At 65.6% G+C, this 24,986-nt stretch carries 23 protein-coding genes, 2 tRNA genes and 2 pseudogenes; 15 read left to right on the top strand and 12 right to left on the bottom strand.

The annotated features are described in order from the left end of the window. Positions 1-26: 26 nt before the first annotated feature. From AC1DKD_RS09155 to AC1DKD_RS09110, 10 genes are all read right to left on the bottom strand, one after another. The gene (locus AC1DKD_RS09155) at positions 27-779 is read right to left on the bottom strand and encodes a LamB/YcsF family protein (RefSeq protein ID WP_441632889.1); all 753 of its coding nucleotides are present in this window, start codon (positions 777-779) and stop codon (positions 27-29) included. A 17-nt stretch (positions 780-796) separates the two neighbouring features. Then, on the bottom strand, positions 797-1,801 hold the full coding sequence (locus AC1DKD_RS09150; RefSeq protein WP_441632887.1) for a 5-oxoprolinase subunit C family protein: 1,005 nt from the start codon (positions 1,799-1,801) through the stop codon (positions 797-799). After that, the gene (gene pxpB, locus AC1DKD_RS09145) at positions 1,798-2,622 is read right to left on the bottom strand and encodes a 5-oxoprolinase subunit PxpB (RefSeq protein WP_441632885.1); all 825 of its coding nucleotides are present in this window, start codon (positions 2,620-2,622) and stop codon (positions 1,798-1,800) included. The genes AC1DKD_RS09150 and pxpB overlap by 4 nt, the downstream gene beginning before the upstream one ends. Further along, on the bottom strand, positions 2,577-3,803 hold the full coding sequence (locus AC1DKD_RS09140; protein ID WP_441632883.1) for a pyridoxal phosphate-dependent aminotransferase: 1,227 nt from the start codon (positions 3,801-3,803) through the stop codon (positions 2,577-2,579). Before AC1DKD_RS09140 ends, pxpB begins: the two co-directional genes overlap by 46 nt. A gap of 135 nt (positions 3,804-3,938) precedes the next feature. Continuing rightward, positions 3,939-5,393 carry an N-acyl-D-amino-acid deacylase family protein gene (locus tag AC1DKD_RS09135; RefSeq protein ID WP_477143198.1) on the bottom strand — a complete coding sequence of 485 codons (1,455 nt, stop codon included), beginning with the start codon at positions 5,391-5,393 and terminating at the stop codon, positions 3,939-3,941. Between the two features lie 24 nt (positions 5,394-5,417). Beyond that, the gene (locus AC1DKD_RS09130; RefSeq protein WP_441632879.1) at positions 5,418-6,371 is read right to left on the bottom strand and encodes a dihydrodipicolinate synthase family protein; all 954 of its coding nucleotides are present in this window, start codon (positions 6,369-6,371) and stop codon (positions 5,418-5,420) included. A gap of 57 nt (positions 6,372-6,428) precedes the next feature. After that, on the bottom strand, positions 6,429-7,151 hold the full coding sequence (locus AC1DKD_RS09125) for a GntR family transcriptional regulator (RefSeq protein WP_441632877.1): 723 nt from the start codon (positions 7,149-7,151) through the stop codon (positions 6,429-6,431). Positions 7,152-7,200: 49 nt separating this feature from the next. After that, positions 7,201-8,265 carry an ABC transporter ATP-binding protein gene (locus tag AC1DKD_RS09120; protein WP_477111821.1) on the bottom strand — a complete coding sequence of 355 codons (1,065 nt, stop codon included), beginning with the start codon at positions 8,263-8,265 and terminating at the stop codon, positions 7,201-7,203. A 2-nt stretch (positions 8,266-8,267) separates the two neighbouring features. Further along, positions 8,268-9,974 (bottom strand): ABC transporter permease subunit, encoded by a 1,707-nt coding sequence (locus AC1DKD_RS09115; RefSeq protein ID WP_441632873.1) that lies wholly within the window; start codon positions 9,972-9,974, stop codon positions 8,268-8,270. A gap of 27 nt (positions 9,975-10,001) precedes the next feature. After that, positions 10,002-11,051: an ABC transporter substrate-binding protein gene (locus tag AC1DKD_RS09110; protein ID WP_441632871.1), complete on the bottom strand. Its 1,050-nt coding sequence runs from the start codon at positions 11,049-11,051 to the stop codon at positions 10,002-10,004. Between the two features lie 122 nt (positions 11,052-11,173). Between AC1DKD_RS09110 and AC1DKD_RS09105 the strand changes: the two genes are divergently transcribed. From AC1DKD_RS09105 to AC1DKD_RS09080, 6 genes and pseudogenes are all read left to right on the top strand, one after another. Further along, a complete protein-coding gene (locus AC1DKD_RS09105) occupies positions 11,174-11,953 on the top strand; it encodes a LamB/YcsF family protein (protein WP_477143197.1) in 780 nt (259 codons plus the stop codon). A gap of 88 nt (positions 11,954-12,041) precedes the next feature. Continuing rightward, positions 12,042-12,944, top strand: a complete 903-nt coding sequence (locus AC1DKD_RS09100) for a dihydrodipicolinate synthase family protein (protein ID WP_441632867.1) — start codon at positions 12,042-12,044, stop codon at positions 12,942-12,944. Positions 12,945-13,166: 222 nt separating this feature from the next. Continuing rightward, positions 13,167-13,240: transfer RNA gene (locus AC1DKD_RS09095), tRNA-Gly, on the top strand. Positions 13,241-13,242: 2 nt separating this feature from the next. Beyond that, positions 13,243-13,321, top strand: a tRNA-Ile gene (locus AC1DKD_RS09090). A gap of 158 nt (positions 13,322-13,479) precedes the next feature. Beyond that, positions 13,480-13,620 (top strand): annotated as a pseudogene (locus tag AC1DKD_RS09085) (IS5/IS1182 family transposase); the annotation flags it as partial. A 502-nt stretch (positions 13,621-14,122) separates the two neighbouring features. Further along, positions 14,123-14,437 carry a hypothetical protein gene (locus AC1DKD_RS09080; protein WP_477111823.1) on the top strand — a complete coding sequence of 105 codons (315 nt, stop codon included), beginning with the start codon at positions 14,123-14,125 and terminating at the stop codon, positions 14,435-14,437. On the opposite strand, the pseudogene AC1DKD_RS09075 reads toward AC1DKD_RS09080, so the two are convergent. Further along, a pseudogene (locus tag AC1DKD_RS09075) lies at positions 14,400-14,588 on the bottom strand (transposase); the annotation flags it as partial. The gene AC1DKD_RS09080 and the pseudogene AC1DKD_RS09075 sit on opposite strands and share 38 nt — an antisense overlap. A 719-nt stretch (positions 14,589-15,307) precedes the next feature. Here AC1DKD_RS09075 and AC1DKD_RS09070 point away from each other — a divergent pair. Next, positions 15,308-16,033: an IclR family transcriptional regulator gene (locus tag AC1DKD_RS09070; RefSeq protein ID WP_441632863.1), complete on the top strand. Its 726-nt coding sequence runs from the start codon at positions 15,308-15,310 to the stop codon at positions 16,031-16,033. A 22-nt stretch (positions 16,034-16,055) separates the two neighbouring features. Here the strand turns inward: AC1DKD_RS09070 and AC1DKD_RS09065 are convergent, their stop codons facing one another. Continuing rightward, positions 16,056-16,958: an HpcH/HpaI aldolase/citrate lyase family protein gene (locus AC1DKD_RS09065; RefSeq protein WP_441632862.1), complete on the bottom strand. Its 903-nt coding sequence runs from the start codon at positions 16,956-16,958 to the stop codon at positions 16,056-16,058. Positions 16,959-17,208: 250 nt separating this feature from the next. On the opposite strand from AC1DKD_RS09065, the gene AC1DKD_RS09060 reads away from it, so the two are divergent. The 8 genes from AC1DKD_RS09060 to AC1DKD_RS09025 form a co-directional block, all read left to right on the top strand. After that, positions 17,209-18,579, top strand: coding sequence for an MmgE/PrpD family protein (locus AC1DKD_RS09060; RefSeq protein WP_441632860.1), 1,371 nt, complete (start codon positions 17,209-17,211; stop codon positions 18,577-18,579). Beyond that, entirely contained in the window at positions 18,576-19,112 is a 537-nt protein-coding gene (locus AC1DKD_RS09055; protein WP_441632858.1) for a MaoC family dehydratase, read from the top strand. The genes AC1DKD_RS09060 and AC1DKD_RS09055 overlap by 4 nt, the downstream gene beginning before the upstream one ends. Before the next feature lie 26 nt (positions 19,113-19,138). Then, positions 19,139-20,353 (top strand): acyl-CoA dehydrogenase family protein, encoded by a 1,215-nt coding sequence (locus tag AC1DKD_RS09050; protein WP_477143196.1) that lies wholly within the window; start codon positions 19,139-19,141, stop codon positions 20,351-20,353. Then, positions 20,350-20,838: a MaoC family dehydratase gene (locus AC1DKD_RS09045; RefSeq protein ID WP_441632854.1), complete on the top strand. Its 489-nt coding sequence runs from the start codon at positions 20,350-20,352 to the stop codon at positions 20,836-20,838. Before AC1DKD_RS09050 ends, AC1DKD_RS09045 begins: the two co-directional genes overlap by 4 nt. A gap of 14 nt (positions 20,839-20,852) precedes the next feature. Then, positions 20,853-22,100 carry a CaiB/BaiF CoA transferase family protein gene (locus AC1DKD_RS09040; RefSeq protein WP_441632852.1) on the top strand — a complete coding sequence of 416 codons (1,248 nt, stop codon included), beginning with the start codon at positions 20,853-20,855 and terminating at the stop codon, positions 22,098-22,100. A gap of 64 nt (positions 22,101-22,164) precedes the next feature. After that, on the top strand, positions 22,165-23,076 hold the full coding sequence (locus AC1DKD_RS09035) for an HpcH/HpaI aldolase/citrate lyase family protein (protein ID WP_441632850.1): 912 nt from the start codon (positions 22,165-22,167) through the stop codon (positions 23,074-23,076). Between the two features lie 99 nt (positions 23,077-23,175). Beyond that, entirely contained in the window at positions 23,176-24,213 is a 1,038-nt protein-coding gene (locus AC1DKD_RS09030) for a Bug family tripartite tricarboxylate transporter substrate binding protein (RefSeq protein ID WP_441632848.1), read from the top strand. A gap of 231 nt (positions 24,214-24,444) precedes the next feature. Beyond that, the coding region (locus AC1DKD_RS09025) for a plasmid pRiA4b ORF-3 family protein (RefSeq protein WP_477143195.1) at positions 24,445-24,986 on the top strand (542 nt) is incomplete at its 3' end.

Below are 24,986 nucleotides of genomic sequence, written 5' to 3'. Positions count from 1 at the left end.
GTTTCGTGCATCGGTGGCGGAATACGTCAGACGGGCCGCACGCCGATGCCATCGGCATCGAGCGCGGCGCGGATACGCGCCGCGAATACCGCTGCGCCGTGCTGGTCGCCATGGATGCAGAGCGTGTCGGCCGTGATGGGAACGGTCTTGCCTGCGAGCGAGATCACGCTGCCATCGGTCACCATGCGCTTGACCTGCGCGATCGATTCCGCCACGTCTTCGATCATCGCGTGCGGCTCGGAGCGCGGGGTCAGCGTGCCGTCGTCCTGGTAGCTGCGGTCCGCATAGACCTCGAAGGCCGCGCGCAGGCCCATCGCGCGGGCGGCGCTCGCCATGTTGGCGTTGGCGACGTAGACCATCAGCTTGGGATCGATGTCGTGCACGGCCTGCGCTACCGCCTTGGCAAGCGCCGGGTCGCGCGCGGTCATGTTGTAGAGCGCGCCGTGTGTCTTCACGTGGTGCAGGGGGACCCCCACCGCGCGGGTGACGCCCAGCATGGCTCCCACCTGATACACAATGAGGGCATAGACCTCGTCTGGCGTCATGGCCATGGCGCGGCGGCCGAAGCCTTGCAAATCGGGGAGTCCCGGATGCGCACCAACCGCCACGCCGGCGGCCGCGGCCGCACGGACCGTCTCGAGCATCGTGTCCGGATCCCCGGCATGGAATCCGCAGGCAATGTTGGCGGAGGTGACATGCTGCAGGATCGCGCGGTCGTTGCCCATGACCCAGGGCCCGAAGCTCTCGCCCATATCGCAGTTGATATCGATGAACGGCATGATGAATTCCTTTTGCGTTATGGGATGGGGAGGCCCAGCGCCTTTGCGGCCAGCACCTTGACGCGGGCAAAGCGATCTTCGACTTCCAGGCAGAGTGCCTCTGCCTCGGCTTGGGTGATGGCCTGGAAGCGCAGCGCATCGCCTGGCAGGGCCTGCGCCAGCGAGGGCAGGTCGGCACTGGCGACATAGGCCAGCTTCGGATACCCGCCGGCGCTCTGGCGGTCGGCCATCAGCACAATAGGACTACCGCCCGGTGGCACTTGGACGGTGCCGAAGGTCACGACTTCGGAGATCATTTCCAGTGGCTGCGCCAATCTCAACTCCGGACCTTCCAGCCGGTAGCCCATGCGGTCGGATTGGGCTGAAACCCGGAAACACGCGGATTCGAAGTCGTGCCGCGCCTGGCTGGTGAAGGACTGCCACTGCGGGCCAGGCACGAAGCGCAGCCCCTGCGTGGCCGATGACAGTGGTGCGGTGTCCGGCGCCGCCGCGGCGACGAAGGGCATGCCGCTCTGGATCATCATGCGCTCAAGTTCCAGGACTTCTCCTCTTGGCGAYGCCACCGGCACCCGGTCGCCGCGGCGCAACGCGCGGCCTTCGAAGCCGCCGAAGCTGCCGCGCACGTAGGTGCTGCGGCTGCCCAGCACGAGCGGGGCATCGAATCCACCCCGCACCGCGAGGTAGGCGCGAGCACCGGACCTGCGCTCTCCGAATTCCAGGCGTACGCCGTGGCGCAACATGACGGCACAGTGCATGGGGATCTGGGCGCCGCCCGCGGTGACCCGCATATCCGCGCCGCTCAGGGCGATCAAGGTGTTGCGGGAGAAGCTGACGCAGGGTCCCTTCAGCGTGCATTCGAGGGGAGCGGCCTCTTCGCCATTGCCTACCAGGGCATTGGCGACGCGGTGCGCCCACTCGTCCATCGGCCCATTGACCGGTACGCCATAGCGCTGGTAGCCGTTGCGCCCCGTGTCCTGGAGGAGGGAAAACACCCCGGGCTTTTCAACCAGCATATGGTTCATTGGTGCGGCTCCAGCAGCGCTTCGAACTCGCGCGGCGTGACCGGCATGAATTGCATGCGGTCGCCGATCTGCAGGCGCGTCGGCGGGCTCTTGCGGATGTCGAACAAGGTCCAGGGCGTGCGGCCAATCAGGTTCCACCCGCCGGGGGATTCAGTCGGGTAGATGGACGAGATCCCGTTGGCGATCGCCACGGCCCCGGCCGGCACACGGGTGCGCGGCACTGCGCGCCGTGGCACCTGCAGCCTGGGATCCAGCGGACCGGCGAATGGGGTGCCCGGCGCGAAGAAGAACGTGTAGAGGACGAGCGGCACGGCGGTATGCAGGCGGATGACCTCGCCGGTGGAGATACCGCATTGGTGCGCGACGTCTTCCAGGTCGGGGCCGTACTCGCCGCCATAGCACACCGGAATTTCCACCAGGCGTGCGGTGCCCGCGATCCTGGGCACGCCTTGTGACAGGAGATGGTCTATGGTCGCGCTCAGGGACTGCGAGGCGGAGCCCTCGCAGCGTGGCAACTGGGCGGGCAGGTAGTGGACGGCCACCGTGGTGAACGCCGGCACGACGTCGACGACGCCGGGCAGGACGCGGCTGGACAGCCATGCCGTCACCGCGTGCACCGTCTGGCTGACTTCGGCATCGGCCCGGTTGCCCAGGCGGATCAACAGGCAGCGGTCGCCGGCGGGCTCGATGTGCCATCCGTCGCGCAGGTGCTGGTGCGCAGGCGCGGGCTCCGCCGCGCTCCCGGATTGCGCCGGTGCATCCATGTCCGCCGCTTTCATGGCCTGGACAGCCTGCAGCAGGCCCGGACGATCTGCTCGCATGCCATGCGCAGCCGGTCATCGGAAACCGCATACGCAAACCGCAGGTACGGCGCCAGGCCGAATGCCGTGCCAGGCACGACCGCGACGCCCGCTTCCTCCAGCAGGTAGCGCGCCAGGTCCAGGTCGCTTTCGATGATGTCGCCGCTCGGTGTGCGCATGCCAAGCGTGCCGCTGCAATCCGCATAGAGGTAGAAGGCCGCGGGTGGCGTGCGCATGGTCAACAGCGGTGCCGCCCCCGCGAGCAGATCGACGGCAAGGTCCCGGCGCCAGCGCAGGCGCGCCATCCAGTCCTCCAGGAAATCCTGCGGCCCGTCGAGCGCGGCGATGGCGGCGGCCTGGCTAACCGAGCTGGGGTTGCTAGTGCTTTGGGATTGCAACATCTCCAGCGCTTTGACCAGCCACCGCGGGCCGCCGGCATAGCCCAGCCGCCACCCCGTCATGGCGTAAGCCTTGGAGACGCCATTGACGGTGAGCGTGCGCGCCTTCATGTCCGGTGCCGCCTGCGCAAAGGAGCAGAACTCGCCTTCGAACACGATCTTTTCATAGATGTCGTCGGACATCACCAGCACGCGGGGATGTGCGCGCAGCACGTCCGCCAGCCCACGCAGTTCGTCGGCGGCGTAGAGCGATCCGGAAGGATTGCAGGGCGAGTTCAGCATCAGCCAGCGTGTCCTGGGCGTGATGGCGGCGGCGAGTGCGTCCGGCGTGAGCTTRAAGCCATCTTCGGCCGCCGGCGTCACCACCACCGGCGTACCTCCGGCAATGCGCACCATCTCGGAATAGGACACCCAGTAGGGCGCCACGACGATGGCCTCGTCCCCGTCATTGACGGTTGCCAGCAGGGCATTGAAGAGAATCTGCTTTGCGCCCGTCGCGGCAATGACCTCGCTCTCGTTGTAGTGCAGGGCATTGTCACGCACGAACTTGCGCACTATCGCGGCCCTGAGTTGGGGCGTGCCTGCCACGTTTGTGTAGCGCGTATGCCCGTCCATGATGCCGGCAACGGCAGCCTGCCGGATGTGCGCGGGCGTATCGAAGTCGAGTTCCCCCTCGGCCAGGCTGATGACTGCGCGGCCTTGCGCCACCATGAGGCGGGCGGCTTCGGCAACAGCCCCCGTGGCCGACGGCCGCGCGGCGCTCAGGCGGGACGCCAAGCGGGTATCTAAGCTAAGAACAGACATGGCTTGCGCTGCTTTCCTATACGCGCCCATGGGGATCGATCGATCGCACATGGCATTGCGTTGGTGGTTGATATGAGGCTTGTGTGCCATTGGTATGCCAATGGAGTGCAAGCAATACACGTGCCAAACGGATTGCTACGCTTGCACGGCCTGTGATGGTGTCCTGGTCAGTACACGTCCGGCGCGATCGTCCCGCACGTCTCCTTTTGCGAAAGCCAGCCGTCCGTTGACCCAGACGCTCTCGATACCTGCCGATAGCGTGGCCGGCTTGGCGAAGGTCGCGCGATCCCCGACCGTGTCCGGGTCGAACAGCACAAGATCGGCCGCCTGGCCAACGGCGATATGGCCGCGGTCGGCGATGCCGAGCTCGCCGGCGGTCAGGCCGCTCATCTTGTGGATTGCCGTGACCAGCGGGAAAAGCCGCTCCTCGCGCGAGTAGTGGCCCAGCACTCGGGGAAATGTTCCCCACAGGCGCGGGTGGGGATGCTCGTCGTGCGGCATGCCGTCCGAGCCGATCATGGCTTTGGGGAAGGCAAGAATGCGGCGCACGTCGCCCTCGTCCATCATGAAGTAGACGGCGCCGGCGGGTGCCAGGCGCGCGGCGGCTTGTTCATCGCCGCAGCCCATCTCGCGCGCGATATCGGCGAGCAGCCTGCCGGCATGTTCCGGATGTGGCGTGGACCAGCTGACCATCACGGCGGCGGCGCGCGCCACGAACTCCGGCCGCAGTACCGTGGAAGACGCGTTGTAGGGGTAGCAATCAAGCGATACCGGCTGCGTTTGCATCGCGGCTGCGATGTGCTTCAGCGTCTCGGCGGAGCGCCCGTGATTGGCGATGCCCGCCAGCTTGTGGTGCGAGATCAGAACGCGTACGCCAAGCCGCCTGCCTATCTCGAAGGTTTCATCCAGCGCATCGATGATCTTCTCGGCTTCGTTGCGCATATGGGTGGCATAGAGCGCGCCATGGGCCCGCAGGGGCTCGCCTACCGCGACGATTTCGTCGGTGGTGRCAAGCCGCGCGGGCGGATAGAAGGTGCCGGTGGACATGCCCCAGGCACCTGCCTCGAGCGCGTCTGCCAGCAGGCGCTGCATGGCATCGCATTCGGCCGGGGTGGCCGGGCGTTCCAGGTTGTCCATGACGCTGGCCCGCAGCGTCAGGTGGCCCACAAGGCAGACAGCGTTGACCGCGGTCCCGTTCGCGTCCAAGGCGTGGAGGTAATCGCGGAAGGCAGGAAAACGTAGCCATTCCGGCGTGGCGATCAGGTCCAGCGGAGGCGATATGGCGGTGCCCGGCCGCGCAGGCGCCAGGCTGAGTCCACAGTTGCCGGTGACGACGGTTGTCACGCCCTGGGACAGCTTCGCCGTCATCGCGCCCGGCATCAGCAAGGCGCGGTCGTCGTGCGTATGGACGTCGATGAAGCCAGGCGCGGCAACCCGGCCACGGCCATCGATGCGTTCCACCGCGCTGGCGTGGGCAAGCTCACCAACGGCCGCGATCTTCCCGTCCTTCACGCCCACGTCGCCAACGAAGGCGGGTCTGCCGCTGCCGTCCACGATCGATGCGCCGGTGATACAGAAGTCGAAAGTCATGCTGTTTCCCTGTCTCCCCTGGCGTCAGTGACCAGCCTGGCCGGCGTTCGCCAAACTGGCTTCCAGGCGGCCGATCAGCCGCTCCAGCTCCGCAAGGTCGGTTGCGTCCAGCACCGGTCCGGGCTTGCGCACCGCGGCACTGGCGATCGCACCGCGCCGGCGCAGGGTTTCCTTGCGCAGTGCCAGGCCGATGCCGTACTGGAACTCATGGCGCAGCAGTGGCAGGTACAGATCGAACAGGTCTTCGGCTTCACCGGCCTTACCCTGGGCGAAAAGGTCGCAGACCTGGACCAGCATCTCGGGGTAGGCGAAGCCGGTCATCGCGCCATCCGCGCCCCGCAGCATCTCCTGCGGCAGGAACAGGCCGCCATTGCCGGCCAGGATGCTGATGCGACGCAGGCCTTCCGCCTCGCTTTGGGCACGAATCTGCGAGAGCTTGCGCAGGCCGGGTAGCTCCTCGTGCTTGAACATCACCACCTGCGGGAATTCCCGCACCATCCGCAGGACGACGTCGACCGAGGTGTAGACGCCGGTGGCCTGGGGGAAGTCCTGCAGGCAGATCGGCACATCCGGTCCAAGCAGGCGCGCAATGGCGGCGTAGTAGCCATAAACCTGGTCGTCGGTCCTGAGGTTTGCCGCTGGCGCCAGCATGACCCCGGCCGCGCCGAGCGCCATCGAGGTCCTCGCCAGGCGCTCCACATGCTGATTCGACGCGTGGCTCACCCCGACAACCACCGGCACCCGGCCATCGACCCGCTCGAGGATGCGGCGCACGAAAATCATGGACTCCTCCTCCGACAGCTTGGGCGCTTCGCCCATCATGCCGAGGATGGTCATGCCCGCGACCTTCTTGCCGAGGTAGAAATCGACCAGGCGGTCGGTGCTCTCCAGGTCGAGCGCCCCCTGTTCCGTGAAGGGGGTCGCGGAGATGATGAAGACGCCCCTTGCGCTTTCGTCAATGCGCGATGTACTTGTCATGGATGAATCTGCTGGTTGATGGAGCGTTGATGGACGCATGGTTGGCAACACACGAAGTCACAGGTTTGTATGGCGCGCTACCAGGCCGGCGCGTGCGTTGGCAAGGTGCAGGCTCATGGCGGCGCGCGCCGCATCGGCGTTGCGCTCGGCGATGGCCTGCAGGATGGCGATATGCTCGCGTGCGCAGGGCTCGAAACGCTCGGGTGCGCCGTTCTGGTCGAAGCATCTTGCCTTGATGCGCAGGTCATGGATCGTCTGCGCCAGCATCTGGTTGCCGCTGGCCGTGGCGACGGTGTCGTGCAGCAGGTTATCGATCCTGTGGTTCTCGTCCTTGGTGGTATTGCGCGCCAGCAGATGCGCCTCCACCTGGGCGATGACGTATTGCGCATGCTTGGGGTCCATCCGGGTCGCGGCCTGGGCGGCGGCTTCGCTTTCCAGCAGGCCCCGCATTTGGAGAATCTCCAGATACTGGCGCAGCGTGGGCTCCTTGATCATGAGCTGCCCGCGCGGCGTGCGCACGGCAAAGCCGCCGCCGATGAGCCGGCTCATGGCTTCGCGCAGCGGCGTGCGCGAGATGCCCAGCGTTGCCGCCAGCGCCCGTTCCTGCAGTGGCGTCTCGGTGCGCAAGCGGCCCAGCTGGATCATGTCAAGCAGCGTGTTGTAGGCATCGCCCGCCAGGTCGGGGATGTCCCCGGCGGGCGTGGTCGAGGTCAGCGCGATGTCGTCCAGCTCGCTTGCGGCAGCGCCGTGGTCAGTCTCGATTTTTGTCAGTGTTTTCATGTTGGTGCGGTAGTGAATATGCTGTCGCGCTACTGGTGCTCACCGACCCTCATTGGGTGGCGAACACCATGGCGTCGCTGGGGCTGAACCCCCAGGCTACGAGCCGCCCGGGCTCGTGATCGGTACCAGCCATGCCGGCAGCCGCATAGGCAACGATGGTCCTGTCCCGCCAGGCGATGAATACCTTCCAGTGCAGGCCGCAGAAGGTCGACGCGACCACGCGGCCCTCGTGCCGTACGTCCGACGCGCCAAGCTGCGCGCCAACGCGCACGTTCTCCGGCCTGATCCCGAGCACGCGGGCGGGTTCTCCGAGGAAGTTGCATTCGCCGAGGAAGCCCGCGACGAACGGCGTATCGGGCGAGCGGTACAGTGCGGCGGGCGCGCCCGCTTGCACGATGCGGCCCTGGTCCATGATGACGATGCGGTCCGACAGGTTCATGGCTTCCTCCTGGTCGTGGGTGACGAAGACCACCGTCAGGCCGAGGTCGTGGTGCAGCTTCTTGAGCTGCAGCTGGATCGCCTGCCGCAAGTTCTTGTCGAGCGCGCCAAGCGGTTCGTCCATCAGCAGCACGTCCGGCATGAAGACCAGCGCGCGGGCCAGCGCGACGCGCTGCTGTTGCCCGCCTGAGAGCTCGCGTGGCAGGCGCGCTGCCAGGGCCTGCAGGCTCACCAGCTCGAGCGCTTCGCCGACGCGCCGCTTGATGTCCTCATGGTTGAGGCGCCGCATGCGCAGCGCAAAGGCTACGTTCTCGAACACCGACATATGGGGGAACAGCGCGTAGTTCTGGAACACCATGCCGATATTGCGTTCGGCGATCGGCGTGTGGGTGACGTCGCGGCCGGCGATGTGCACGCTGCCGGTGTCGGGCATTTCGAAGCCGGCGATGATCTTCAGCAGCGTGGTCTTGCCCGAGCCCGAGGCGCCAAGCAGGGTACAGAATTCGCCGCGTGCCACCGATAGCGAGACTTCCGGCAGCGCGACCGTGCTGCCGTAGGACTTGCGCACGGCGCGCACCGAGATGTCCTTGCCCTGGGCCTCGGGGCGCTCGGAGAGCTGCAGCGCAGGCGCCGCAGCATAGGGCGGGGACGCGGTTGGCGAGAGGGTGGCTTGCATCGTCATGCTCCTTTCTTCTTTCCCAGCAACTGGTTGGCCATCAGGATGAGCGCAGTAGCGGCGATCAGCACGCAGGACGCGGAGATCACCGTTGGATCGAAATCGTGCGCCAGGCCCTCGTACATCAGCTTGGGCAGGGTGCGGTTACGGATGGTGGTGAGGAACAGCGCCATCACGACATCGTCGAACGAGGTCACGAAGGCGAACACCGCGCCGCCGACGAGACTGGGCAGTAGCGCCGGCAGCATCACCAGCCGGAACATAGTCGGCCACGGGGCGCCCAGGCTCAGCGCCGCCAGTTCCAGGCTGGGATCGAAACCGCGCAGCGCGGCGCGCACCGTGATGTAGACGTAGGGCGTGGCGAGCACGGTGTGGCCGATGACGATGGCCAGCGAGTTGGCCACCCAGCCCAGCGGCGCCAGCAGGTAGTAGAGGGACACAGCGGTGATGATCGCCGGCACCGACATCGGCACGACGAACAGGGCATCGAGCCAGCCCTTGCGCGCCGACGCCATCTTGTGCACGCCCAGCGCCGCGGCGGTGCCAAGCAGGGTAGCCAGCACCGTCACGATCGCGCCAACGCGCAGGCTCGACCAGAGAGCATCGAGCCATTTGGCGTCGTCGAAGAAGCTGGCGTACCAGCGCAGCCCATACTGCGGCGGCGGGAACACCGGGAAATCGGTGGTGCCGAAGCTCATCGGGATTACGATGACGATCGGCAACACCAGGAACACGGCGCAGGCAATGCCGGCGGCCACGGCGAGCCGCCCGCCCGGGGTGCGCGCCGTGCCAGGCGTGCTGCTGCCCTTGCCGGTCGAACCGGCGATCAGCTTGTCCAGGCCGAACAGGCGATTGAAGAGCCACAGCGATGCCAGCACCGTGAGCAGCAGCACGGCGGCTAACGCCGCGGCCAGGCCCCAGTTCAGTTCCTCGGTGATGTTGTAGGAAATCAGCTCGGCCACCATGCGCTGGGCCGGGCCACCCATCAGCGAGGGCGTGATGTAGTAGCCCACCGCATTCATGAAGACGATGATGCCGCCCGCCACCACCCCGGGGCTGGTTAGCGGCAGCACCACGCGGCTGAAGATGCTCACCGAACCCGCTCCGAGACTCTGCGCGGCCTGCACCAGGGTGTGGTCCAGCGAGCGGAACGAGGCATAGAGCGGCAGCACCACAAAGGGCATCAGCACATGGGTCATGCCGATCATCACGCCGGTGAAGTTGTAGAGGAAGGCCATCGGCTGGTCCAGAATGCCGCTGCCGGTCAGGAGGGCATTGAGCGGCCCGTTCTTGCCCAGCAGCGCGATCCAGGCAGAGGTGCGCACCAGCGCGCTCGACCAGAACGGCAGCAGCACCGCGAAGAACAGCAGCTTGGCTACATTGGGCCGCACGCTGGCCATCAGGTAGGCAAGCGGGTAGCTCATCAGCACGCAGGACAGCGTCACCGCCGCGGCGATGGTGAAGGTGTTGCCCAGCACGATCCGGTAGATTGGCGTGTCGATCAGGTGGCGGTAGTTGGCCAGCGTCGCCACGCCGTCCTGATAGAAGCCTTCCTTGAGCAGGCCCGCGATGGGCCCGACAAAAAAGCACAGCAGGAAGAGCAGCAACGGCAAGCTGGCGAGCACCGCCGCGCGGCTCGGACGGCGGCGCGCCTGCCTCACGGCGGGTGCGGTCGAGGCGGGGGGAAGGGGCAGGGCGGTGCCTGTCATGATGCAGTTACCTCGCGGTGGTACGAATCAACGTGCGCGGATCTGGTTGTAGCGCTCGACGATGGCCGGCCCCTGCTTTTCCCAGAATTCGGAGTCGAGGAACAAGGCGCTTTTCAGCCGTTCGGGCGTGGAAGGCAGGCGCTGCTTGCGGGCCTCGTCGATCAGAGGAAAGGCGGCTTCGGCGGTGGGACCGTAGGCGATGTGCTTGCTGAATTCGGCCTGGTTCTTCGGCTGGATGATGTAGTTCAGCAGCTTCAGGGCTTCGTCGCGATGCGGCGCACCCTTGACCAGGGCGAAGTAGCCAACCTGCGCCACGGCGTTGCCCCAACCCATCTGGATCGGCAGCCCGGAATCGATGCCGGCCTGGAAGCGACCGTTCCAGCCCAGCGCCATGACGACCTCGCCGCTGCCTAGCGCGTTGACCGGCTCGGCGCCGTTCTTCCACCACATGGCGACGCTTGGCTTGATCTTCTCGATCTGCTTCATGGCGCGGTCCACGCCAGCAGGCGTGGCGAGCACCTTGTAGACGTCGGCGGGCGCAACACCGTCGGCGATCAGCGCGGCCTCGATGACGGTGGCCGGATCGTCCTGCAGCGTGCGCTTGCCCGGGAACTTGGCCACGTCCCAGAAATCCGCGAAGGTGGATGGCTGGAGCTTGCCGGCCGGAAATGTCTTGGACGAAAAACCCACCACGGTCGAGAAGATCTCGGACGGCACACCATAGTCGTTGCGCGCGCCGCGGATCACGTGCTTCTGATCCACCATCTCGGGCGTGATCTTTTCGAATACGCCCAGCTTGATGCCGCGCGTCAGCCGCGCGCTGTTCTCCGTCACCACATCCCAGTTCACGGTCTTGGTGTCGATCATGGCGCGGATCTTTGCGACTTGCGGATCGGTGTCTTCCGTCAGCTTGACGCCAGTGTCCTTGGCGAACGGCTTCAACCACGCCTCGCGGATCGCGCCCTGGTAGGCGCCACCCCAACTCGCGAAGTTCAGTTCCGCCGCGTGGGCTGCACCTGCCAGCAAGGCCGCGGCAGCTGCCGCGGTACTAACCATTTTCTGCAACTTGCTTGTCATGCTTTCTCCAGTTGAAACGCCCGATTTTGGGGATGCGGCCATCAGGATTCTGCTGCCCGGCAAATGGCATGCATTTTGCGTGCCAGTGGTATACCAAGCGGCGCCGGGTGGCGTTTCGGAGAATGAAAGTGCGGGAAGTCGATCTGAATTCAGACCTGGGCGAGAGCTTCGGCCCTTATGAAATAGGGGACGACAGCGCCATGCTGGCGATCGTCACGTCGGCCAACGTGGCCTGCGGCTTTCACGGTGGCGATCCCGTCGTCATGCACCAGACCGCGGCCCAGGCACTGTCGCGAGGCGTCGATGTTGGTGCGCACCCTGGCTTTAACGATCTGTACGGTTTTGGCCGGCGCAAGATCGTCGGGGACAGTCCCGGTGACATCGAGAAGATGCTGATCTACCAGATTGCCGCGCTGCAGGGGATGGCGCAGGCCGTGGGCCATCGCGTGACGCACGTCAAGCTCCATGGCGCCCTGGCCACGATGGCCTTCGAAAGCCCCGAGCTATCCGACGCACTCATCGGCGCCATGCGCGCCCTTGACCGGGATCTYGTGCTGGTCTGCACGCTGCACAATGAAACCGAGCGCGCGGCCCGCCGGGGCGGCGTGCGCATGGCCTGCGAGGTCTTTGCGGATCGTCTCTATGGCGACAACGGCTTAACGCTGCCGCGCAACCAGCCGGGCGCCGTCATCCACGACCCGGGCGTTGCGGCGGCGCGTGCCTTGCAGATGGTTCGGGAGCAGGCGATTCATACCGTTGGCGGCCGCAAGGTCGACATGCGGGTCCACACGATCTGCGTGCATGGCGACAACCCGCAGGGAGTTGCCATTGCCAGGGCGGTGCGCGCGGCGCTGGAAGGCGATGGCGTACGCATTCGTCCGCTCAGCCAGCTCGATTTCTAATCCCGATCCTGTTCGCATTCCAGCCGATTCCTAGGTCGGCCACCTATTTTTTTCCACAGCTAACGTCTCAACATTGACCCGAGGCACTATGAAATCTCAAGATGAATCTCTGGCGCGCGCCCGCGGCCTGTTCAATATCGCAGTCACGCCCTTCGCGGCGGATGGCAGCCTGGATCTCCCCGCGCTGACGGAGAACGTCGAGCGCATGCTGGGCCTGGGCTACGACGGGCTTCTGATTGGCGGCACCTACGGCGAATTCCCGGCCATGAATACCGCCGAGCGCGCAGCGCTCTTCCGCCACGCCATGGACGTCGTAGGCGATTGCGTGCCTGTATTGCTATGCACCGCACATGCCGATGTGCGCGTGGTGAAGGAACTGACCTCGTTGGCTGGCGAACTGGGCGGATTGCCCATGTTGATGCCGCCGTTCGTGTCCGAAGTCACCGATGGCCAGATCGTGCGCTTCTTTGAGGAAGTGGCGCCGCTCTCCAGAACCGGCGTGATGATCTATAACGCGCCGGGCGTCGGTATTACGCTATCGGTGCCGCTGATCGAGCGCCTGTGCGATGTGCCCCAAGTGGTCGCACTCAAGCAGGGCGATCTCAATCCGACCACGGTCGATCAACTCGTCGGGCGCGTCAGCGGCCGCATTCGCGTACTGGCCGCATCCGATCTCGTGATGCTTGGGCCGCTGGTACTAGGGTTCGACGGTGTCAGCTCGACCAACAGTTGCGCGCTGCCTGAGTTGGTCAAGGCTACATACGATGCGGTGCGCATTGGCAACGCGACGGACGCCGGCGGCCTGCATCGTCGCTGGTACCCCATGCGGGCGGTCGCCCGCAAACTGGGCCAGCCCCAGTCCACCAAGGCTGCCATGAATCTGCGCGGCTGGCGCGGCGGTCATGTGCGGCAGCCGCTGCAGGACCTCGATGCAGCCGGGATCGAAGCCGTGAGCGAAGCTTTGCATGCCAGTGGCATGGTCACCATCTGACGACGACAGTGGCGCAGCTAGTGTATTTGGAGGTACAAAGAGATCGTTTTGCACCGCAAGCAGCTGGGCGCTTCAGTCTCGGCCATTGCGTTTGCGCACGAATGGCAAGCCGATTATCCTGGGGCCGTAATTCGAGGCTGGCGCAGAACGGTTAAGGTTGTCTAACTGAACAAATCGTGCCACGACGATTGGGGGGAGTTGCTATCATGCCGCGCATCGCGCGCGGGTGTAGCTCAACGGTAGAGCAGAAGCCTTCCAAGCTCGTGACGAGGGTTCGATTCCCTTCACCCGCTCCATCGGGCCTCTAGCTCATGCCTGGTTAGCGCAGCGGACTCATAATCCGTTGGTGCCGAGTTCGACTCACGGGAGGCCCACCAATAAGTTCAAGGGGTTACGGTATTTGCCGTAACCCCTTTTTTTTGTGTCTGGGGACTTCCTGGGGACTCTTTTTTTCGGGTCCGGCTTATGGCCGCGGCCCCTTCCACTCGCGCGCCGGCACCGGTGCAATGGCCACGCGCGTCCACTGCCGCGTATCCGCATCATCAAGCGCCAGTTCGGCCACATGAAGGTGCGCTACCGTGGCTTGATGAAGAACACGCAGCAACTGCAGACGCTGTTTGCCTTGAGCAATCTGTGGATGATGCGCCATCGACTGCAGCCGGGCGCCAAAGGATGAGTGCGCCTTCGACGATGCGAAACACGGGCAACAACGCCGGTAATGATGCCGAAGCCGGTGCCGTATTCTGGCCGAAGCACTCATCAAATTCATCTTGTCACGCTCACACTGTCAGCACGAACCTGCTGACGTCGTTTTGAACACGGAGGCCTGAGTTAGGGCCAGCGAGGAGCCAGTCGGCTCGGCTGCTAAAGGCGAGAAGCCGACACTCAACCGACCGCGCGCGATGGCAGTACCGCACCGGCACCTTGCAGTTCAGGACGCACTGAAAGCATGGCGCGCCGTGAGCTATTGTGCAGTCCCTATGAAAGGGGGGTACGACGCCGGCTGCCGATGTGCGATCCTCTTCCGGTTTCAATAATGGGCGGCGATGCCTTATCGGACGGGATCGACGCGTCGCTTACAAAAAATGGACGGAGTCAAACAGGGTCAAGGGTTCCTGCGCTGCACTCACACAGGCGCGATGGTTTCCCATGTCATTCATTGCGGTTTGAATARCACGATGACGCTTGCAATGGAGGGCCATTGGTCCGCCGCCAAGGCGGAAATCATCGCGGAGTTCCAGGCCGCGTATCCCGATCCGTTGCCCGACCGAAGTGCGCTCAGAAATGCACTTGGTGAGTTCGGCCTCGCCGACTATCACTGGAGCTGGATAGCCAAGGCCAACCTCACGGCGTCGGATGAGTATCAGTGGTTCTACCTGTGCGCCGAGGAGAAGGTGCAAGGTGTCTGCATCATCTATCACCCTAAGCCTATTGATCCTTGTATAAATGACGACATCACCACAACTCGGCCTGCTTCCAGCACGCGGCAATGATGTTGGCGCATTGTTGTGCGCTGCGCAGCCGATTGCGGGCGGTCGTTTTGAGTTCGGTGAGCGAGTGTGGGCAGAAGTTGGCCAGGGCATGGCGCTTGAGCCAGGCCCAGAGATACTCCACTGGATTCAGGTCCGGGCTGTAGGGCGGGACCGTATCCTTGAGTTGCGGCAGACCCAGGCCGTGATCGAGGACACCGCTACGCGCCGGCGCTGGGCCTTGCCCTATGCCGCGGTCATCGCCGACGCCAACGCTGCGGCCCAATCCCCGCCACACGACCCGCCGCCACCGCCCCGTGCACAGCGTGCTGACTTCATGGTTGGTGACACGGTGGCCTTTACCGACCAGCACCTGCACGAGCGCATCGGCACCGTCGTGCGTGTCAACCAGAAGACCGCGTCCGTACAGTGCAATCTCGACGAAGGCCACTGGCGGGTCTCCTTCGCGCTCCTGCGTAAAGTGGTCGATCTGTAGCCATCATCCACGAGCAGAGGAAGGCGTCAAGTCCATTATGGATGGGTTCCGCTGACGCTTACCGTAGTCGCGAGCGTCGTGTCATCGAAGCCTCCGCAGAAGCGTCGACCATTACGGCACAAGATTAGTTGAATTCGCCCATTGCGTTACAACTTTAGTTGACGCCCCGGCCGCGATAGACACAATTTTGGCTAAAATGAATGTCGGCTTCCAGGGCTTGCGCGACAAGGGTTCGCAGGGAATCTCGCCACGCACGACGGTAGTTACAACTTTACTTGTGCAGGCGTTGAGGGTGGGCTGAAAGGCAAGCGCCTGGGCGACGCCGGCCGGTCCGAAGCATGGCAAAGACAGCGCCGGAGAGGCGCGCGGGCCAAGGAGGGACTGCTATGGACAGCGGAATGGTCAAATCGGCAAATCGGGTGTTCGATCTGCTGGAATTGTTCGAGCGGGTGCGCCGGCCCCTGCGCGTCGGCGAGATCGCCGAGCGCCTCGGCATCCCGCAGTCCAGTGTCTCAATGCTGCTCCGGACCATGGTGGCGCGCGGCTACATGGAGTTCGACGCCCAGCTTAGAACCTATTGCCCGTCGGTCCGGGTCGCGTTCCTGTGCGGATGGACCACAAGAAAACAAGGCACCGGCGCCTCGGTCCACGACGCCCTGCGCCGGCTTTCGAGCGAGACCGGCGAGACGGTGATGCTGGGCCGCCAGAGCGGCAACATGCTGCAATACCTGTCCGTCATCGAATCCAGTCATGCTTTGCGCCTTTCGGTATCGTCGGGCACCATCCGGCCGATGCATCGCACCGCGATCGGCATTATGCTGATGAGCCGGATGGAAGACGAACAGATCGGGCGGCTGCTGCGGCGCTACAACGCCGAGGTGGCCCCGGGCGAGCCGCCGGTGCGCACTGACGAGATCATGCGCGCGGTGGAGCAGGCGCGCCGCCAGGGCTACTACGAGTCGGCCAGCCTGGCATCGCCGGGGGCCGGTGTGATCGCCACGCTGGTGGCAACGCCGATACGCGGCCAGTGGCTCGGCATCGGCACCGGCGGCCCGGTTGCGCGTTTACACGCACGCCGCAAGAAGTTGCTGGCCGCCGTGCTGGCGGTAGCGCAGGACTGCTGAGCGCCGCAGCAGCGGCGCGAAATCAGCGGCCGGGTCGTTCCCTGCGCGCCCGGATGGCATCACGCCGCGCTAGCAGGCGCGTGGCCTGCGCTAGGTGCAGGCGCTCGACCATTCGCCCATCCAGGTTGATCACACCCGCCGCGGCATGCTCGGGTCGCGCGAAGGCCGCGATGATCGCCTGCGCCTCAGCGGTGGCGGCATCCGATGGCGTGAACGCCGCGTTGGCTGGATCCACCTGCGACGGGTGGATCAGCGTCTTGCCGTCAAAGCCCATCCTGCACGACTGCAGCACTTCGTTGTCGAAACCGGCGCGGTCGCCGAAGTCATTCCACACACCGTCGAGCACGTCCGTGCCATAGCGCTTTGACGCCAGCACTACCGACATCAGCCAGGGAAGCAGATACGCACGGTTGTCGCCCGGATATACGCCGGTTTCCTTGGCGAGATCGTTGGTGCCCACGACCAGGCACTCGAGCTGTACCTGCCGGCGCTGGCCGGCTTGCAGGATGCCGTCGAGGCGATGGATCGCGGAAGCCGTTTCGATCATGGCCCACAGCTTGGGGGCAGGGCCATTGGCAATGGCGCCAATCGCCTCGGCAAAGCGCTCCAGGTCTGCACCGGTGTCGACTTTCGGCAGCAGGATCGCATCCGCCCCGCAGGCGGCGGCAGCGCGCAGGTCGGCATCGAATTCGGCGGTTCCCAGGGCATTGACCCGGATCACAGTCTCATGCGTCGCAAACGGCTGCGCGGCAAAGGCGCTGGCCAGGTTGTCCCTGGCCTGGCCTTTCATGGCCGGCGCCACGGCGTCCTCCAGGTCGAACACGATGACGTCGCAGGGCAGGTTGCGGGCCTTCTCGATGGCGCGGGTATTGGTCGCGGGCACATACAGCACGGAGCGGCGGGGCGCGGTCTTGTTCATGGTCATGAGATGTAGCGTCGCCGGTGGCGACGTGGACGTGAAGCGTTGAGGGGCAGTGCGGCCATGGCGCGGCACCGTGCGCCGCGAATGGCCGTGGATGAGAGTTTCGATCCCTCACGCATCGGCTTCYATCACATATGTGATCGATGCACTGGGTCGGAATCCATCACATATGTGATGCCGGGCCCGTCGGCGTTCGCCAATACTCGGTCCAATCGACAACAACATGGCGCCGGCAACGCGGCGATGCTTCCGAGTGGAACCTGACCATACCATCGACAAGACAGCGGCCAGCGCCGGCTTCACGCGGGCGCTGGCCGGCTGGATCAGCACGGTCGACGATGCCGAGCTCGGCGCGCCGGCTTTCGCCTGGGCACGGCACGTCATGCTCGACTGGATCGCCGTTACCCTCGCCGCCGCCCCTGAGCCGCTGGTCGAAATGCTCGTGGCCGAATATGCCGGCTCGCGGGATCTGCCGTGCGCGCTGGTGGGCAGCCCGTTGCGCGCCGATCCGGCGCAGGCCGCGCTGATCAATGGCGCTGCCGGCCACGCTCTCGACTTTGACGACGTCGCCTCGGCGATGCACGGCCATCCGACCGTGCCCGTGGCACCGGCGGCACTGGCGGTGGCCCAGGCCGCCGGCGCCAGCGGCAAGGCCCTGCTGCGCGCGCTGATATTGGGGCACGAAGTCGAAACCCGGGTCGGCGAAGTGGTTGGCGCCGAGCAGTATCGCCTCGGGCTGCACCCGACCGGCACCACCGGCACGCTGGGCGCCGCCGCTGCCTGTGCGCGGCTGGGTGGACTCGACCCGGCCGGCACGGCCCACGCACTCGGGCTCGCCGCGACGCAGGCAGCCGGGCTCAAATGCATGTTCGGCACCATGGCCAAGCCGCTGCACGCAGGCAAGGCCGCCATGAATGGCGTGATGGCGGCCCGCCTGGCGGCGCGCGGGTTCACTGCCAATGCCAGCGGCATCGAGTGCGAGCAGGGCTTTGGCCGCACCCAGGCGCCCGCTGCGCCGGCGTTCCCGGCCACCTTCGAGCGCCGCGCAGGCATGGCGATCGAACGCACCCTGTTCAAGTTCCATGCGTCCTGCTACCTCACGCACTCCACCATTGAAGCCGTGCGCCAGGCTTGCCGTGAGCACCGTATCGACCTCGATGCGCTCGAGTCGATGACCATCTTCGTGTCGGGTCCGCATCGCGGCGTGTGCGATATCGCCAACCCGCAGACCGGCCTGGAGATCAAGTTCGCGATCCAGCATCTTGCGGCGCTGGCGATGGACGGCGCGCCAACTGCGTCGCTCGCCCTGTATTCGCCCGAGACCGCGCTCGCGCCGCGCTATGTCAGGGCGCGGCAGCGGATCGCCCTGCAGGTGGTGTCCGGCCCGGACCGCAACGCCGCCACGGTCGAGATCCTGACGCGCGACGGCCGCACGCTGCGCGCACAGGCCAATGTCGCGGTGCCGGCCGCGGACCTTGCCATGCAGTGGCGGCGCCTGGTCGACAAGGCGCAGGCCATCGTCGTGCCGCGCATCGGYGCGGCCAAGTTCGCGAAGCTCGTGTCGGTGGTCGACACGCTGGACCAGCTTCCTTCCGTCGAACCTTTGTTTGAGGCAATGCAATGACATCCACCCATCCCGCCATCGAGCGCGTTCCCGAGATCCCCGCCGATCCTGTCGTCGCCCGCCTGAAATCAGAAGCCTGGCTGCGCGCCCGCGGCAACCGCTACGAGGATTTCGAGCCGGGCCGGCGCTTCGACCATCACTGGGGCCGTACCGTCACCGCGTCGGACAACACCATGTTCTCGGTGCTGACGCTGCACTACAACCCGCAATACACCAACGAGGCGGTGGCACAGGCCAATGGCCATGCGGGCGTGCCGGTCAATCCGCTGCTGGTGTTCAACACCGTGTTCGGCCTGTCAGTGGAAGACCTGTCCGAGGGCGGCGGCCCCTTTCTCGGGGTCGACGAGCTGGCCTATCTGCGGCCGGTCTACCCCGGCGAGACGCTCTATGCCAGCTCCGTCGTGGTGTCGCGCAGGCCGGCCAGCAACCGCCCCGGCTACGGCATCGTCACGTGGCACACGCATGGCACCAATCAGCAGGGCGATGTAGTAATCGAGTTCAAGCGTACCAATCTGGTCAGGATGAGGGGATAAGCATGTCAGGAGACGGTCTGGGGTACATGACGGAAGCACGTTGCATGATCCGCGATGCGGCGCGCGAATTCACGATGAAAGAGGTGCTGCCGGTTGCCAACGCGCTGGACGGCCCGGATGCGGAGATCCCGATGTCGCTGCGCGACAAGATGGCCGAGATGGGCTACTTCGGCATCACGATCCCGGAGGAGTACGGCGGCCTGGGCCTTGGCATCTTCGAGTATTGCCTGATCTGCGAGCAGCTGTCGCGCGGCTGGATGTCGGTGGCGTCGATCGTGGCCCRTGCGCAGGGCGGATGGATCATGAAATCGATGCCCGAGGACATGCGGCGCGAATACCTGCCGCGCGTGGTGCGTGGCGACTTCCTCAATGCCAGCGCGCTGTCCGAGCCGGATACCGGTTCCGACCTGGCGTCGATTTCGTGCCGCGCCGTGCTGGATGGCGATGAATGGGTGCTGACCGGCAACAAGTACTGGTGCACCTTTGCCGACGGCGCCGACTACCTGATCCTGTTCGCGCGCACCTCGGCGCCACCCTCGCCCGACAAGCGTTGGGAAGGCATTTCGTGCTTCATGATCGAGAAGCAGCGGGGCGGCTTCCCCGCTGGCATGACCGGCTCGCCGATCCCCAAGATCGGGTATTTCGGCTGGAAGACCTTCGAGCTGGCGCTCGACGGCGTGCGCGTGCCGAAGCGCAACCTGATGGGTCCCGAGGGCAAGGCCTTCCTGCTGATGGCCAAGGGCCTGGAGGGCGCCCGCGCGCATACCGCCGCCCGGGCGATCGGCCTGGCGCAGGGCGCGCTGGAAGACGCGATCGGCTATTCGCTGGAGCGGCGCCAGTTCGGCATGCCGATCGCCGAATACCAGGCGATCCGCTTCAAGATCGCGACGATGGCCACCGAGATCGAGGCTGCGCGTCAACTGCTCTACTTCGTCTGCAACGAGATCGACAGCGGGCGCCGCTGCGACAAGGAGGCGTCGATGGTGAAGTACTTCGCCTCGGAGATGGCCGAGCGCGTGACCTCGTCGGCGCTGCAGATCTTCGGCGGCGCGGGCTATACCACGCTGTTCCCGGTGGAGCGCTACTGGCGCGACGCGCGCCTCACCAAGATTTTCGAAGGCACTTCCGAGATCCAGCAACGCATCATCGCCAACAGTCTGCTTGGCAAGTCCGAGGTCGAGGGCATGATCGCCAGCCGCGCGTTCGGCGGGCAGGTCCGACAGTCGAAGGAGGCGGCATGAAACTTTGCGCACTCACCAGCCCCGACGGGTACTTCGAGCACTTCGAACCGGGCATGCTGATCCGCCATGCGCGCGGCAAGACCGTGACCGAGATGGACAACGTCATGCTGACCAACATGGTCATGAATACGGCCGAAGGGCACTTCAACGAAGACGCCATGCGGCGTGCCGCCGGCGGCATCTTCGCGCAGCGCGTGGTCTTTGGCGGGATCAACCTGTCGATGGTGCTCGGGCTTGCGGCGCAGGACACTGCCGAGCATTGCCTGCGCGAACTGACGCTGAACAAGATCCGCCTGTCGCATCCGGTCTTCCACGGCGATACGCTCTACGCCTTCACCGAGGTGCTGGGCAAGGAGGACGGCGACCGCGAGGATGCCGGCGTCGTTCGCTTCCGCCACTACGGCGTGAACCAGGACGACAAGCTGTGCGTGCAGGCGGAGCGCACCGCGCTGATCAAGCGCGAGAGCCACTGGGGCGGGCGATGAGCTCAGAGGGGCGCATGGATGGCCATGCAGATGGCCGCCCCAAGGGCGCGCTCGACGGCATGGTGGTACTCGACCTGACCCAGATGCTGGCCGGCCCTTATTGCTCGATGATGCTCGCCGACCAGGGCGCGCGTGTGATCAAGATCGAGCCGCCCGGGGGCGACCAGACCCGACGCAACGGCCCGCATCTCGAGGGCGCGTTGCGGATGGAGTCCGGCGGTTTTGGCGGCTACTTCGGCTCGATCAACCGCAACAAGGAATCGCTGGTGCTGGACCTGAAGCAGTCCGCCGGGCGCGAGACCCTGCTGCGGCTCGTGCGCAGCGCCGACGTGCTGGTCGAGAACTACCGCGCCAGCGTAATGGAGCGCTTCGGGCTGGGCTATGAACGGCTCGCCGAGGAGAACCCCAGGCTGGTATATGCGGCGCTGCGCGGCTTCGGCGACCCGCGCAGCGGCGAGAGCGCCTACGCGGGCTGGCCCGCCTACGATCCCGTCGCGCAGGCAATGGGCGGCATCATGGGGATAACCGGCCCGCAGCGCGGCGGCGCGCCGACCAAGATTGGCCCGGGCGTTGGTGACATCGTGCCGGCCATGTTCCTGGCCTACGGCATCGCGGCGGCGTGCTGGCACGCCCAGCGCACCGGCCGCGGCCAGTTCGTGGATGTGGCCATGGTCGATGCCGTGCTCGCCGTATGCGAGCGCATGGTGTTCCAGTACAGCGCCTCGGCGCAGGCGCCGGGACCCGAGGGCAACGGCCATCCGCTGCTCTGCCCGTTCGGGCTCTTTCCGGCCAGTGACGGCTTTATCAGCCTTGGGGTGCCAAACGACCGCTTCTGGCGGCTGCTGGTGAAGCGGATGGGCAATCCGCCATGGGCCGGCGATGCGCGCTTTGCCACCAACGAATTGCGCGTGCGGCACCGGGCCGAGGTGGAGCAGGCGGTCGCCGCCTGGACGGTGCGCCATACCAAGCGCGCGCTTGCCGAGATGCTGGGCGGTGAGGTGCCGTTCGGCCCGGTGTTCGATGCCGCAGACATCTTCGACGATCCGCATTTCCGCATCCGCGGGATGCTGGTCGAAGCCGAGCAGCCCGGCGCGGCGCGCGGGCTGACCATCGCCGGCAGTCCGGTGCGCATGAGCGCCACGCCCGGAGGCGTACGGCATCGGGCCCCCATGACCGGCGAGCACACCGACCGCACCCTGGCCGACCTCGGCTTCGATGCCGGCGAGATCGCCGCGCTGCGCGCGGACGGCGTGGTGCAGTAGGCGCGGTGGGGCCACGCCGGGACGACCACAGACAACACTAGTACAACAAGTAGGAGACAACATCATGCAGGAAAAAACCAAGCGGCTGCGCCGCTGCCAGCTGTCCGTGCCGGGCTCGAGCGAGAAGATGATGGCCAAGGCCGCGGGTATGGGCGTGGACTTCGTCTTCCTTGACCTGGAAGACGCGGTGGCACCCAGCGAAAAGCGCCCGGCACGGCGCAAGATCGTCGACGCCCTCAATGGGCTGGACTGGGGACGCACCACGCGCTGCGTGCGCATCAACGACCTGACCACCGAGTATGCCTACGAGGACATCATCGAAGTGGTGGAGGGTGTAGGCCGCAATCTCGATGTCATCATGCTGCCGAAGGCCATGTCGGCGGCGGATGTGCAATTTGTCGACAAGCTGTTGTCGATGATGGAGAAGAAGCTTGGCCTGCGCCACCGCATCGGCATCGACGTGCTGATCGAAGAGGTGGAGGCAATGATGAACGTCGAGGCCATTGCCGCGTCGACGCCGCGGCTGGAATGCCTGATCTTCGGCATGGGCGACTACTCGGCCAGCCAGGGCGTGTCCATGCGCGACATTGGCGGCAGCGGCGGCTATCCGGGCGACATCTGGCACTACCAGCGCCAGCGGCTGACGATTGCCGCGCGCGCGCACCGGCTCGACGCCGTCGATGGCCCGTTTGCGGATTTCCGCAGCCCCGACGCATTCCGCGAGGAAGCGCGCCGCGCCATGATCCTCGGCATGGTGGGCAAGTGGGCCATCCATCCGTCGCAAGTCGAACTCGCCCAGGACGTCTTCTCGCCGGCCGCCGCCGACGTGGCGCGCGCCCGCGACATGATCCGCGCCTATGACGAAGCCCTGTCGCAAGGACTGGGCGCAGTCCAGTACGGGGGCAAGATGATCGACGTCGCTTCGGTCCGCATCGTCAGGAACCTGGTGCAGCGGGCCGACCTGATCGGCATGTAGCGGCATGCCATTCCTGCCGGCCGTGCGTCATCGCCACGGCTAACCCGTGCGCCCGTGAGCCGTCGTGGGCGCAGGCTTGATGTATTCGGGAGTAGACCCATGCGTTCCATTGTTCGTCCGGGCAACGACTTGCCCGCCGATACCGTAGACTTTCGCCGGCGCACGCTGCTGGGCGCAGCGGCCGGAGCGGCCGCGTTGCCCTGGCTGCTGCCTCGCTCCGCGCTGGCCGCCGACTGGCCCTCGCGCCCCATCCGGATCATCGCCGCGCAAGCGCCGGGCTCATCCAACGACAGCTCCGCGCGCGCGTTCGCCGAGTTCTTTTCCAACAAGCTGAAGGTGCCGGTGGTGGTGGAAAACAAGCCGGGCGGCATCGGCATGATCGCCGCGGAAGCCGTGGCGCGCTCCAAGCCCGACGGCTACACGCTGCTTTGCACCTTGCACAGCCAGCTCGCCCAGGCGCCGGTGTTGCTGAAGAAGCCGCCGATTGATCCCTCACGCGACCTCACGCCGGTGGCGTCCATCAGTACCGGCGTTGGCGTGATGGTGGCGACCAAGGGGCTGCAGGCCAACACGTTCAAGGAGTTGATCGCGCTGGCGCACAAGCGGCCCATCAGCGTGGGCAACTACGGCATCGGCTCGGGCTGGCAGTTGATGGTGGCGCAGCTGAGAAAGCTGACCGGGGCCCAGTTCGATGTCATCAACTACAAGGGCACCGGCGCCATGGTCGGCGACCTGATGGCCGGCCATATCGATATCGGCGCGGGGTCGCTGCTGGGGATGTCGGGCGGGCTGTCTACCGGCGCGTTCAAGCCGCTGCTGGTGATCTCAGGGCCGCGCTCCCCGAAGCTGCCCGGCGTGCCGACCTGGCTGGACGAAGGCATATCCGATCCGATCTTCAGCAACCTGGCCGAATGCAATATGCTGCTGGGCCCCGCCGGGTTGTCTGCCGAGATCGTCAACAGCCTGGCGACGCTGGTGCGGCAGTCGGTCACCGAGTCGGAAGCCGTCAGGAACGTGCGGGAGCAGCTTGGCAGCCAGGACACGCCCTTGACCGGCGAGGCCCTGCAGCAGTTCATCGCACGTACCTGGCCGACCTACCAGGCCATGACCAGGACGGTAGGGCTCAAAATGGAATGATGGCCGCGCTGGAACCGGGCGCGCTCATGGCGCGTACCGGTCCTTCGTTTGTTCAGCTGCAGTGCGTCCTTGCCTTCCTTGGCCGCCCAAGGCTCCAGCGCCTTGCTGTTGCCGGAAGCCGTCAAGAATCCCGGGACGGTCTCTGCCAGGGCCAAGACACGAGAGCGCGCCAAAGCGGGGGCTGAGATCAGTCTTCACGCTAGAGCATAATGAGCCACCTACAATGTGTGCATGTCCTTCGATCCTCAACCGGCGATCTCCGTCCTCCAGTTGCGAATCAGCGTGCGAGGCTTGAGCCCGCCGGCTTGGCGGCGCGTCCTCGTTCCCGAGCACTTGATGCTCGCGCAATTGCACAAGGTCATCCAGGTAGTCATGGGGTGGACGGACGAACACCTGCACCAGTTCACCATTCGTGGCAGGCGTTACGGCGAAGCCCACGACGGCGTCCTGCAATTCTCCACGGTGGCAAACGAGCTAACGCTGGCCGCGTTTAGTCTGCGCGAACACGAAGGCTTCATCTACGTGTACGACTTCAACGCATGGTGGCGCCACGATGTACGGGTGGAGCGGCGCATGCTGCGGCCGCGTCCTTGCCGGCTGCCACGTTGCGTGGCCGGTTGCGGGCCTTGCCCGCCAGAGGACATTGGCGGGATCGACCAGTATCTGGAGAGCAGGGGCGAACGGAGTGAGTATGAGTTCCTCGATTGGCTCGAGTCGCTGCGCGAGGTCGAGTCGCTGCGCGAGGAGCCAATCGTGTTGGAAGACTTACGCGT

Source organism: Cupriavidus sp. 05T313 (genome assembly GCF_056396665.1).
This window is presented reverse-complemented; position numbering and strand designations above follow the sequence as displayed.